The organism is uncultured Xanthomarina sp. (genome assembly GCF_963971605.1).
Taxonomy (GTDB): Bacteria; Bacteroidota; Bacteroidia; order Flavobacteriales; family Flavobacteriaceae; genus Xanthomarina; species Xanthomarina gelatinilytica.
Map to the genome: position 1 here is coordinate 21,285 of NZ_CAXATZ010000011.1, position 12,279 is coordinate 33,563.

Here is a 12,279-nt window from a genome sequence, read left to right on the forward strand (position 1 = left end):
GCGAATATAGAAATATTATTCTCTAATATCCCTTAATTTTAATTGTAGTGACCTGTTGCCTTGCCAATGGTTTTCCTCAATGGAATAAACAGCTTTAAAGGTTTTTTGATACTTAATCAGGTTAAATTTGTCACCAAGATTAAAACCAATACAGACAAACTTTTCATTTCCTGTTTGCGTTACAGTCATACGTAAGTGTTTTTCATCTTCGCCAACACATTTGCCATAACCTGTATCCTTTAGGTTTTCAGTCATAAAAATTGGCGTCATGTTTCCTGGGCCAAAAGGAGCAAATTGGTGCATAATGCGCATTAATTTATTTGTTACTTGGTGTAATTCTATTTTTAAATCCACTTTAACTTCTGGAACTAGCAAGTGTTTATCAATAGTTCGCGAGACTTCATCTTCAAAAGCTTGTTTAAAAGCTTCGTAATTTTCTTCCTTAAGTGTTAATCCAGCTGCATATTTATGACCTCCAAACTGCTCAATATGTTCACTACAAGCCTCTAATGCATTATAGACATCGAACCCAGAAACCGAACGTGCAGAAGCCGCTAATTTATCACCACTTTTTGTAAACACCAAGGTTGGTCTGTAGTAGGTTTCTATTAGTCTGGAAGCTACAATGCCAATAACGCCTTTGTGCCAAGTTTCATGATATACAACGGTTGTAAACCCTTCGTGTTCTTGGTTTTTTTCAATTTGTAGAAGTGCTTCATCTGTAATGCGTTGGTCTGCTTCCCGTCTGTCTGTATTGAAAGCTTCTATTTCTTCTGCATAAGTTTCAGCTAAATCAAAATTGGTTTCGCTTAACAATGCCACAGCATAATTACCATGTTTCATGCGTCCAGCTGCATTGATTCTGGGAGCGATTATAAAAACCACATCTGTAATGGTTAGTTCTTCTTTTTTTACTTGATTGATAATGGCTTTAATTCCTGGTCTAGGGTTGGTGTTGATTACTTGCAAACCAAAATAAGCCAACACTCTGTTTTCTCCTATAATTGGTACAATATCTGCTCCTATGGCTGTGGCAACCAAATCCAAATATTCGGTTAAAGCTTCAATAGGTTTTCCTTCATTTAGAGCCAAAGCTTGGATGAGTTTAAAACCTACACCACAACCACAAAGTTCCTTAAACGGATAGTTACAATCGTCACGTTTTGGATCTAACACAGCAATGGCATCTGGAAGGTCTTTTCCTGGTCTATGATGGTCGCAAATTATAAAGTCAATCCCTTTTTTTTTGGCATAAGCCACTTTGTCGATGGCTTTGACACCACAATCTAAAGCGATAATTAAAGAAAAATCGTTATCGTCTGCAAAATCAATACCTTTTATGGACACACCATAACCTTCATCGTATCTATCAGGAATATACGTGGCAACTTGTTCTGTACGTGTTTTAAGGTAGGTTGACATTAAGGCTACCGAAGAGGTTCCGTCTACATCATAATCGCCAAAAACAAGAATGTTTTCATGGTTTGCCAAAGCTTGTTCCACACGTAAAACTGCTTTATCCATGTCTTTCATTAAAAAGGGATCGTGCAAATGCTCTAAACTTGGTCTAAAAAATGTTTTAGCATCATCATAAGTTTCAATGCCACGTTGTAATAAAAGTGTGGCAACAACTTCATCTACCTGCAATGCTTTTTGTAAAGCAGCTAACTTTTCAGCTTCGGGTTTTGGTTTTAATGTCCAACGCATGGGAAAGTTTCAAGTTTATAAGTATTTAAAGTGTATTAAAGTTATAAATTGTTTCGAGGATTAAAAAACTTTAAGTGCTCTAGGACTCTTTAAACAGTCAAAGAATTATGAAAATGAATGGAAGTTTTTACCGTTGCAAACTTGCGGAACATGTCCATGACACCACAATATTTTTCAATGGATAAATCCACTGCTTTTTTAATTTTGTTTTCATCCAGTTTCTCGCCATAAAAATGGTATTCCACTGAAACTGTGTGATAATATTTTGGGTGTTCTTCGGTTAATTCGCCATAGGTATCCATTCTAAAATCGGAAATTGTTACTTTCATTTTGTCTAAAATGGATACCACATCCAAACCAGAGCAACCTGCAAGAGCTGAAAGCATCATGGCTTTTGGGCTTAAACCGGAATTATGCCCTCCATGTTCTGGACTTGTGTCCATTAATACTGTTTTACCGTTTGGATTATCCGATTCAAATTGCATGTTGCCTTTCCAATGGGTTGTTACTTTATTTATCATAGTTACAGATTTAAGTTATGAATTTTTGAAGTGCGGTAACACTAAGGTGCATCCAGTTAAAAATGATAAAAAAACCAAAATCGCTTTTTGTATTTTAGGCACTTATAACTTTAGACACTATATTTAATCAAAAATACCAATAAAATTTAGACTATGCCATTAGTAACACCATTATCAGCAGAACACGATTTGGAAACCAAGGAATTGGCAGAATTCTTTAATGAAACGCTTGGGTTTTGTCCCAATTCGGTTTTAACCATGCAGCGAAGACCAGCTATTTCTAAAGCTTTTATTAATTTGAATAAAGCCGTTATGGCAAATGAAGGCAGAGTGACTTCGGCTTTAAAGCGTATGATAGCTTGGGTTTCCAGCAATGCAACAGGTTGCAGGTATTGTCAGGCTCACGCGATTCGAGCAGCAGAGCGTTATGGTGCAGAACAGGAACAGTTGGACAATATTTGGGAATACCGAACGCATCCAGCTTTTAGCGAAGCCGAACGTGCAGCTTTAGACTTTAGCTTGGCTGCAAGTCAAGTGCCAAATGCTGTTGATGAAACCATTAAATCTCGGTTATATGAACATTGGAATGAAGGTGAAATTGTTGAAATGTTAGGCGTTATTTCCCTCTTTGGCTATCTGAACCGTTGGAATGATTCCATGGGAACGTCTATCGAAGAAGGAGCTGTGGAAAGTGGCAATAAATATTTGGGAAAACATGGTTGGGAAACAGGGAAACATGCATTAGAGGTTTCCAGTGTTTAATCGCAGATAGTAGGTATCTTAGACTTGAATAGCCGTTTTTGTTTATAATTTGTTACCGTTTGTTTTAAAAATGGTATGAACTACCTTACTATGAAACATTATTATTTCAATATCTGACTGACTTTTTCCTGCAACTCAGGAATAACCTCCTTCTCAAACCAAGGATTTTTAGTTAGCCAAAACCGGTTTCTGGGACTTGGATGTGGTAAAGGGAAATAGTTTGGTAAATAGGTTTTGTATTCGGCAACTGTTTCGGTTAAGGTTCGCTTGGCTTTCTCTTTTAAATAATATTTTTGGGAGTACATACCAATAAGAATAACCAATTGCAAATTAGGCATTTGGTCCAATAATTTTTGATGCCATTGTGGCGCACATTCTGGTCTTGGTGGTAAATCGCCAGACTTTCCTTTTCCAGGATAACAAAACCCCATAGGAACTAAGGCAATTTTAGTTTCGTCGTAAAACAACTCGTCAGTTACATCAAGCCATTTTCTTAATTGTTTTCCACTTGGATCGTCCCAAGGAATTCCAGTTGTATGAACTTTTAATCCTGGAGCTTGACCAATTATAACTATTTTAGAATCTTTGTGGGCAGACACAATAGGTCTTGGGTCAAGAGGCAAATGGGCTTCGCAAATGGTACATTGTCTGATATCTTTTAACAGATTCTTCACTTTTATCATGAAGGTAATAATTAATTACCCTTTCAAGGTTTTCCTCCAACAATTATCACAATCTCACCTTTTGGCGGTTTGTTGCTATAATGTTCAAGCACTTCTTTAGCTGTTCCCCTTATGGTTTCTTCATAAAGTTTGGTGAGTTCGCGAGAGACGGAAACAGGTCTGTCTTCACCAAAATATTCACAAAAGTGAGTGAGTGTTTTAATGAGTTTATGTGGACTTTCATAAAAAATAATGGTTCGGGTTTCTTCTGCTAAAAGTAACAATCTGGTTTGCCTGCCTTTTTTTACTGGCAAGAAACCTTCAAATACAAATTTATCGTTTGGAAAGCCAGAATTCACCAAAGCAGGTACAAAAGCAGTAGCACCAGGAAGGCAATCCACCTCTATATTGTTTTCAATACAGGCTCTGGTGAGCAAAAACCCTGGATCTGAAATGGCAGGTGTTCCAGCATCACTAATTAAAGCCATACGCATACCACTTTTTAATTTCTGGATAAGCCCATCAACTGTTTTGTGCTCGTTGTGCATGTGATGCGATTGCGAAGGTGTGGCAATATCAAAATGTTTTAATAATTTCCCAGAAGTACGTGTGTCTTCAGCTAGGATTAAATCCACTTCTTTTAAAACCTCAATGGCTCTAAAAGTCATGTCTTTTAAATTTCCAATAGGAGTAGGTACAATATAGAGTTTGCTCATAATAAGTCCCAATTAAATGGGAGTCTAATTAAACTTGCTTTCAAGAATTTCCATAAAACGTGTTTCAAACTCCTCTTTGTCTTTCCAGTTGTTATAGTCTGGTTTTACTACGTTTTGGATGAGGTTTTCGGCTTCTTTAAAGGATGTTGTGGTGTTAAGTTGGGAAAGAACCCTATCGTAATCGGCAGCTTCTCCATTAAACAAGTGTTTTATAAAGGCCAATTTGTCGTTTAAGCCTATGTGCAAACCACCACTTTTAAGCTTGTCATTTAAAGATTTTTTTGCAAGATCTTTATTGTTTCCGTTTGTTACAGGTTCAAATTCCGGCATTTCGTTAAAACCAGCTGTTATTTCTTCAAGATCGTTTTTATGATATTGTTTTTTGGGAACGGCTTTTTCAAAAATAGCATCTATATGTTGTGCCTCTTGAGGCATTTGCGCAACCATGTCTTTTATTTTTTCAATGGCAGGTTCCATAATATCATCATGCTCGCTCTCGTCTAGATTGACATAGGTTTTGTCTTCAATCTCTATGTTATCACTCACTTTATTGTTAAAAGCCACATCCAACATTCCAAAAAACGAAGAATCGCTACCTATGGTTGGCAGGTCTTTTTCAAAATTTTCTTTGGCAAACTTTAAAACGGTTAATTTTTCATAAAGAGCAGCAACCTCTTTGTGCATTTTATCTATGTCGTCCTTGCCTTTTAACTTAAGAATTCTATGGGCTATGCTCATTAATTCGGCTTCAAGTTTCTTCTTCATAACTTTTAAAATTTAATCTATTTTATGCTTTTGATTTTTAATAAATTTACGCCACCTTTATACAAAACGAAATATCGCTTTGTTTTAGTGTTAAAATTACAAAATGTTTCTCGAAAATACAGTAAATCATAAAGAACAATTTGGTTGGATAGAAGTGATCTGTGGTTCCATGTTCTCTGGAAAGACCGAAGAATTGATTCGCAGACTGAAACGTGCACAGTTTGCCAGGCAAAAAGTGGAGATTTTTAAACCAGCCATAGATGTGCGTTACGACGAAGATATGGTTGTATCTCACGATGCCAACGAAATTCGTTCCACACCAGTTCCTGCTGCTGCCAATATTCCTATTCTGGCCGATGGTTGTGATGTGGTTGGTATTGATGAGGCTCAGTTTTTTGATGACGAGATTGTACGTGTTTGTAACGATTTGGCCAATAAAGGTGTTCGTGTAATTGTTGCTGGATTGGATATGGATTTTAAAGGCAATCCGTTTGGGCCCATGCCAAATCTTATGGCAACGGCCGAATATGTTACTAAGGTACATGCCATTTGTACAAGAACCGGAAATTTGGCCCAATATAGTTTTAGAAAATCCAAAAATGATAATTTGGTGATGTTAGGTGAGGTTGATGAGTACGAGCCATTAAGTCGCGCTGCTTATTATAAAGCCATGATGCGTGACAAAGTAAGAAACATGAAGGTGCATGATGCTGAAGAAATTTCCCCAAAACCTGATGAATAGCATGCCAAAAACACAAGAAACGGTTCTAGAAATAGATTTGAATGCGCTTAAGCATAATTTTCAATACCTTAAATCGAAAATTTCCAAAGACACAAAGTTTTTGGCTGTTGTAAAAGCTTATGCGTACGGAAGTGAAGCAAAGGAAATAGCCAATTATTTACAAGACTTACAAGTGGATTATTTTGCAGTAGCTTACACCAGTGAAGGTGTGGCCTTAAGAGATGCTGGAATTACCAAACCCATTCTTGTATTGCATCCTCAACCCGTAAATTACAAAATACTAATAGCGAGATGCCTCGAGCCAAGTTTGTACAATTTTACAAGCCTTATCAGCTTTTTGGAAACTGCTTTGGAAGAAAAACAGCAAAATTATCCCATACACATAAAATTTAATACAGGACTTAATAGGTTGGGTTTTGATGAAGTAGATATTGAAGCCATTTACAATAAATTAAAAGTTTCTTCATCTGTAAAAGTAAAATCAATATTCTCACATTTGGCTGCGAGTGAAGATTTAAACGAGAGAGAGTTTACCTTAAATCAAATAAAAGCGTTTCAATCCATTTCAAAAAAATTCATAGAAACTGTTGGTTATAAACCCATGCGTCATCTTTGCAATACCTCTGGTATATTGAATTATCCAGAAGCTCATTTAGATATGGTTCGAAGTGGGATTGGTTTGTATGGGTTTGGAAATTCTGAAATAGAAAATAAGCATTTTACGCCTATAGCCACTTTAAAATCGGTTATCTCTCAAATCCATACCATAGAAAAAGGAGAAACGGTAGGCTATAATAGAGCCTTTAAGAGTGATTCCCTTATTAAAACAGCAACCATACCCATAGGTCATGCCGATGGAATAGGGAGGCAATATGGAAATGGCAAAGGCTTTGTAACCATTCATGGAAAACCAGCTTATATTGTAGGAAACGTTTGTATGGACATGATTATGGTAAATGTGACAGATATAGATTGTCAGGAAGGAGATGAGGTGATCGTGTTTGGAAAAAAACCAAATGCCTCAGAATTTGCAGAACGGGCTAATACTATTTCTTATGAAATACTAACAGCTATTTCACAACGTATCAAACGATTGTTAATTAAATAATTTCAATTTTAGATTTTTTTATTTACTTTAGTCACTTACACTAACTATTAAACACACTTATTATGTTAAAAGAATTCAAGGAATTTGCCATGAAAGGCAATTTGGTTGACATTGCAGTAGGTTTTGTCATGGGAGCTGCTTTTAAAGAAGTAGTGACAACTTTTACTGGAGGAATTGTTTCACCTTTAATTGGGTTGATATTCAAAGCAGATTTTAAAGATTTAAGATACAAATTACAAGATGGTACATTAAACGACGCAGGAGAAATGGTAGGAGAAGTTTACTTGGAATATGGAACATTTTTAACAAATGTTATTGATTTTATCATTGTGGCTTTCGTGATGTTTATGGTTGTAAAAGCCGTTAACAGAATGAAGAAAAAAGAAGAGCCTGCTCCTGAAGCACCTTCAGGACCATCAGACAACGAACTGCTTTTGCAGATTCGGGATTTGTTGAAAAAACAATAATTTTAATAGAATTATTTTTAAAAACAGCTTCCTTACAAGAAGCTGTTTTTTTATGCTTTTTTTAGAGCCATAAGCTAATTTAATTTATAAATTTGCCTCATATAAAGGTTATAAAATGAAAGTAGCAGTTGTTGGTGTCACAGGCATGGTAGGGGAAGTTATGTTAAAGGTGCTAAAGGAAAGACATTTTCCGGTAACCGAATTAATTCCAGTAGCTTCAGAAAAATCTGTAGGTAAAATAATTTCTTTTAAAGATAAAGATTATCAAGTGGTTTCTTTGGCAACAGCTGTTTCCATGAAACCAGATATTGCCCTGTTTTCTGCAGGAGGGGAAACCTCTTTGGAGTGGGCACCAAAATTTGCCGAAATAGGGACTACGGTTATAGACAATTCGTCTGCTTGGCGTATGGATTTGAACAAGAAATTGATTGTTCCAGAAATTAATGCCAAGTCGCTTACAAAATCAGATAAAATAATTGCCAACCCAAATTGTTCTACCATACAAATGGTTATGGCTTTGGCTCCCTTACATAAAAAATATAAAATAAAGCGTATTGTGGTTTCCACCTATCAATCCATTTCAGGAACAGGAGTGAAAGCCATTAAACAACTGGAAAACGAACTTGCGGGTATAAAAGGGGAAATGGCCTACCCATATCCTATTCACAAAAATGCGTTGCCTCATTGCGATGTGTTTGAAGAGAATGGCTATACTAAAGAGGAAATGAAACTTGTAAGGGAAACGCAAAAAATTCTTGACGATAAATCCATTTCCGTAACAGCAACTGCTGTGCGTATTCCAACATCTGGCGGACACAGTGAAGCTGTAAATGTAGCTTTTGAAACCGATTTTGATTTGACAGATGTTCGTCAGATATTAGACAACACTCCAGGTGTGGTTGTACAAGACAATACAGATGTCAACATGTACCCAATGCCCATATATGCACATGGAAAAGACGATGTGTTTGTAGGTCGAATAAGAAGGGACGAATCACAGCCCAACACTTTAAATTTATGGATAGTTAGCGATAACCTTAGAAAAGGCGCTGCTACTAACACCATCCAAATAGCCGAATATTTAGTAAAACACCAATTGGTTTAACAGCCAAGACCTTGTTCTTGAGAGAAATTTTAAACATTAAGTCTATATTTTTTTGTCATTTTCTATAGACTTATAGTATCTTTATTGCTAAATAATTGTATTTTATTTATATTTCGCGCTATTTTATTGATAAATGATTAAAAATTACGCTTCTGTTTTAACGGTATTGCTTATTTGCTTGGGATTTTTTTCTTGCGCATCAGACGATGATTATGTCCCAAACCCAACCCAAAATCCTGAACCAGAGCCTACATCTCCTGTTAATTTTAACATAGATGATGTGCCTTATCAAACCCTTTCAGAATATAACTTTTTTGAGGGCGACCAAAAAAACTTAAACCCAGTTTATGGTGTTGTGCCATACGAATTGACTTCCCCTCTTTTTTCAGATTATGCACACAAAAAAAGATTTCTTTGGATGCCAGATAATGTTAGCGCAAGTTATGTAAGTGATGGTGACATTTTTAATTTTCCAATAGGAACGGTTTTAATAAAGAATTTTTATTATGAAAATGTGCTTCCGGATTACAATACCAAAATAATAGAAACCCGTTTAATGATTAAAAAGGCTGAAGGCTGGATTTTTGCTGAATATATATGGAACGAAGAACAAGACGATGCCATATTCGATTTAAACGGAAGGGATGTTTTTGTGCAATGGGATGAAAATAGTGAAACTAAAAGTGTTAATTTTAGAGTGCCTTCAGAAGCCGAATGTCATACCTGTCATAAAACAGGTGATGTTTCCATTCCTATTGGTCCTAAACCAAGAAACATCAATAAACTCTTTAATTACGGAGACGAAACCAAAAATCAATTACAAAAATGGGCAGAAATGGGTTATTTGGACGCGTCATATCCAGATACCATAGAATCCTTGCCAAGTTGGGACGATACCACGCAATCTTTAGAACTAAGAGCCAGGTCTTATTTAGACATTAATTGTGCTCATTGCCACTCAGAAGAAGCACATTGTGCTTACAGACCTGTTAGGTTTGATTTTGAATCTACCTCCATTCCTGAGAATTTGGGGATTTGTGTAGAACCGGATACAGAGATAGTTGGAGCAGGATTAACACACATTGTAAACCCAGGATCTTTTGATAGATCTGTTTTATATTACAGAATGAATTCTGTTGAGGAATCAACCAGAATGCCACTTTTGGGAAGAACACTCAAACACCAAGAAGGAGTCCAGTTAATACAACAATGGATAAACTCTTTAACCATACAATGCAATTAAACACCCAAGAACATGAAAAAAATTATTCTATTATTTTCTTTGCTATGTTGTAGTTATTACACCATAGCGCAAGTATTGAATCAACCTGCAAACTGGCCCAATTCCAGTTGGACATTGGCAGGCTCTTTCGATTCAGATCCTTTAATCTTTACAGGGAACCCTACAACAAATTCATCAACCTTTTCTTTTGATGACGATCAGGGTGGGAGCAGCTCTGTTAACAATGTGGCCGTACAATCACCAACAATAAATTTAACAAACGCTTATAATGCTGGAGAAACTGTTTTAAGGGTTTATTCCACCTACGTGTTAAATGTATATCAATCAGAAACCATTACCTTACAATATTGGGATGCTGATGCGAGTGAATGGGTAAACTGGGGATCACCATATGGTACTGATACCCCTAATGCTCCAAATGTGAATTTTTGCTCTGGAACTTTTAGTGATTTTGAAAGTATTGAATTAAATATCGCAACTTTTACAAGTACGCAATTAGCAGGATTTCGATATCGAATCCATTACAATGACAATGGTTCTTATGGTTGGGGCATGTGTTTTTCTTCCCCTACAATCACTTCAGTTCTTCCTCCAGCTTGTATAGGAGTTTCCAATTTAAATGTAACCAATATCACCCATAATTCAGCAGATATTAGTTGGTTACCTGGAGATACAGAAACAGCTTGGCAAGTTGCTGTGCAACTGGCAGGAACAAATCCTCCAACTTCTGGAACTGCAACCAGTTTAAACAATCCTTATAGCGTATCAAATTTAACACCCAATACGGCTTATAAAGCTTATGTGAGGGCAAATTGTTTGTCCGACGGTTATAGTGAATGGGTGTCCATAAGTTTTACAACCAATGAAGCACCACCAAACCCTGGCGATTTTGTTTTTATTAGGGATAATTCCATTAACATGAGTGGTACTAGCTATGCAGTAGTGGATATGAACAACGATAGCATGGACGATTTGATTGCGGCCTCATCTTCAAACTTAAATATCAATTATCAAATTGCTGGAGGTTTTACCTTGTCTAATTTTTCTGCACCAACAAACTATGGACCTACCTGGAGTATTGCAGCAGGCGATATCGATGGAAATGGGTATAACGACTTGTTGTATGCAGCAGGAAATGGCGTTTCTTTTGTTTCTGCAAATACCGATGGAACGGCTTATTCCCAAACCTTCAATACCAGTTCGTATGTGTTTTCACAACGCTCCAACTTTGTAGATATCAATAACGACGGAAATCTTGACGCTTTTGTGTGTCATGATGTGCAACCAAATGTGTATTTTATTAATAATGGCAGTGGAGGATTAACTTTTTATCAAGGTCCTTCTACAGCGGTTCCTAATGGTTTGGGAGTGCACCCAAATGGTGGGAATTATGGAACGGTTTGGATTGATTATGACAACGATAGAGATGTGGATATGTTTATTGCCAAATGTCGTGGTGGTAACGTGACTCATAAAATAAACGAACTTTGGAGAAACGACGGAAATGGTGTGTTTGTAAATGTAGCAACAGCTGCAAACCTTGCCGATCCTGTGCAAACATGGTCTTCTGCTTGGGCAGATTTTGATAACGATGGCGATATGGATGTGTATGTTGGCGCAAGTTCAGCATCAGATGGGTCCCATAAATACATGATCAATAATGGAGATGGCACTTTTACAGATGCTACTGCAACAGCAAATGTGGGCAGTGCTCCTTTTGGTATTGAAAATGCTCCTGGCGATTTTAACAACGATGGTTATGTGGATATTTTATCCAATGGCAGAATACTCCTTAACAATGGCGATAATTCGTTTACAGTGGTCACAACCGATATGCCACCAAGTGGAGCCATTGGAGATGTGGATGGCGATGGCTTTTTGGATGTTTTTAATGGCAACTTATACAAAAACAATGGAGGCAATGGAAATAATTACATCATGATTCGTACCCAAGGCGTACAAAGTAATTACAATGGTATTGGGGCAAGAATAGAAATCCACACAGATTCTGGCACACAAATTAGAGATGTAAGAAGTGGAGAAGGTTTTGAGTTTATGAGTTCCCTAAACGTACACTTTGGGCTAGGTACAGATACAGTTATCAACAACATGGTAATTTATTGGCCATCAGGTGTGGTCGATAATATTCTCAACCCTTCCATCAACACATTACATACCATTGTTGAAGGCCAGTCTTTAAGCATTCAGGACGAAACACTTTCAGATTTAGTAATGTATCCTAATCCAACCCAGCATGTTTTAAACTTTACATCTTCAGTAGATATTTCAAACAAAGTGGCTACTGTTTTTGATGTGAATGGAAAGAAAATTTTCAGTTCTAAATTGTTTAACAACACGCTGGATGTTTCCATGCTTCAAAGTGGGTTTTATGTGTTAAGATTGGAAGAAAAAGGCAAAAGTATCAATAGAAAATTCATAAAAAAATAAATATTAACCCACAGAAGGAAAGCCACTTTTATA

Annotated in this window: 12 protein-coding genes; 7 read left to right on the plus strand and 5 right to left on the minus strand. The window is 36.6% G+C overall.

The genetic code is table 11. The annotated features are described in order from the left end of the window. Nucleotides 1–15 precede the first annotated feature (15 nt). Both recJ and AACY93_RS06155 read right to left on the minus strand, forming a co-directional pair. Nucleotides 16–1,707 (minus strand): single-stranded-DNA-specific exonuclease RecJ, encoded by a 1,692-nt coding sequence (recJ, locus tag AACY93_RS06150; RefSeq protein WP_286853014.1) that lies wholly within the window; start codon nt 1,705–1,707, stop codon nt 16–18. A gap of 89 nt (nt 1,708–1,796) precedes the next feature. Next, nucleotides 1,797–2,228 (minus strand): OsmC family protein, encoded by a 432-nt coding sequence (locus AACY93_RS06155; RefSeq protein ID WP_007647104.1) that lies wholly within the window; start codon nt 2,226–2,228, stop codon nt 1,797–1,799. Between the two features lie 153 nt (nt 2,229–2,381). Here AACY93_RS06155 and AACY93_RS06160 point away from each other — a divergent pair, with 153 nt between their 5' ends. Continuing rightward, on the plus strand, nt 2,382–2,990 hold the full coding sequence (locus tag AACY93_RS06160; RefSeq protein ID WP_286853013.1) for a carboxymuconolactone decarboxylase family protein: 609 nt from the start codon (nt 2,382–2,384) through the stop codon (nt 2,988–2,990). 101 nt (nt 2,991–3,091) lie between these two features. Here the strand turns inward: AACY93_RS06160 and AACY93_RS06165 are convergent, their stop codons facing one another. From AACY93_RS06165 to AACY93_RS06175, 3 genes are read right to left on the minus strand one after another with little or no spacing between them, the layout of a single operon-like run. After that, nucleotides 3,092–3,673, minus strand: coding sequence for a uracil-DNA glycosylase family protein (locus AACY93_RS06165; RefSeq protein WP_286853012.1), 582 nt, complete (start codon nt 3,671–3,673; stop codon nt 3,092–3,094). A gap of 23 nt (nt 3,674–3,696) precedes the next feature. Further along, the gene (gene rsmI / locus AACY93_RS06170; RefSeq protein ID WP_286853011.1) at nt 3,697–4,368 is read right to left on the minus strand and encodes a 16S rRNA (cytidine(1402)-2'-O)-methyltransferase; all 672 of its coding nucleotides are present in this window, start codon (nt 4,366–4,368) and stop codon (nt 3,697–3,699) included. A gap of 24 nt (nt 4,369–4,392) precedes the next feature. Continuing rightward, nucleotides 4,393–5,133, minus strand: coding sequence for a hypothetical protein (locus AACY93_RS06175; protein WP_007647096.1), 741 nt, complete (start codon nt 5,131–5,133; stop codon nt 4,393–4,395). 103 nt (nt 5,134–5,236) lie between these two features. On the opposite strand from AACY93_RS06175, the gene AACY93_RS06180 reads away from it, so the two are divergent. The 6 genes from AACY93_RS06180 to AACY93_RS06205 all read left to right on the plus strand — a co-directional run bounded on the left by AACY93_RS06180 (nt 5,237) and on the right by AACY93_RS06205 (nt 12,246). Further along, nucleotides 5,237–5,875: a thymidine kinase gene (locus AACY93_RS06180; protein ID WP_007647094.1), complete on the plus strand. Its 639-nt coding sequence runs from the start codon at nt 5,237–5,239 to the stop codon at nt 5,873–5,875. Between the two features lies 1 nt (nt 5,876). Beyond that, the gene (gene alr / locus AACY93_RS06185; protein WP_286853010.1) at nt 5,877–6,983 is read left to right on the plus strand and encodes an alanine racemase; all 1,107 of its coding nucleotides are present in this window, start codon (nt 5,877–5,879) and stop codon (nt 6,981–6,983) included. A 62-nt stretch (nt 6,984–7,045) separates the two neighbouring features. Beyond that, nucleotides 7,046–7,450, plus strand: a complete 405-nt coding sequence (mscL, locus tag AACY93_RS06190; RefSeq protein WP_286853009.1) for a large-conductance mechanosensitive channel protein MscL — start codon at nt 7,046–7,048, stop codon at nt 7,448–7,450. 115 nt (nt 7,451–7,565) lie between these two features. Next, nucleotides 7,566–8,555: an aspartate-semialdehyde dehydrogenase gene (locus AACY93_RS06195; protein WP_007647087.1), complete on the plus strand. Its 990-nt coding sequence runs from the start codon at nt 7,566–7,568 to the stop codon at nt 8,553–8,555. A gap of 133 nt (nt 8,556–8,688) precedes the next feature. Continuing rightward, on the plus strand, nt 8,689–9,798 hold the full coding sequence (locus tag AACY93_RS06200) for a hypothetical protein (RefSeq protein WP_007647086.1): 1,110 nt from the start codon (nt 8,689–8,691) through the stop codon (nt 9,796–9,798). Nucleotides 9,799–9,810: 12 nt separating this feature from the next. Beyond that, entirely contained in the window at nt 9,811–12,246 is a 2,436-nt protein-coding gene (locus tag AACY93_RS06205) for an FG-GAP-like repeat-containing protein (protein ID WP_286853008.1), read from the plus strand. Nucleotides 12,247–12,279: the final 33 nt, after the last annotated feature.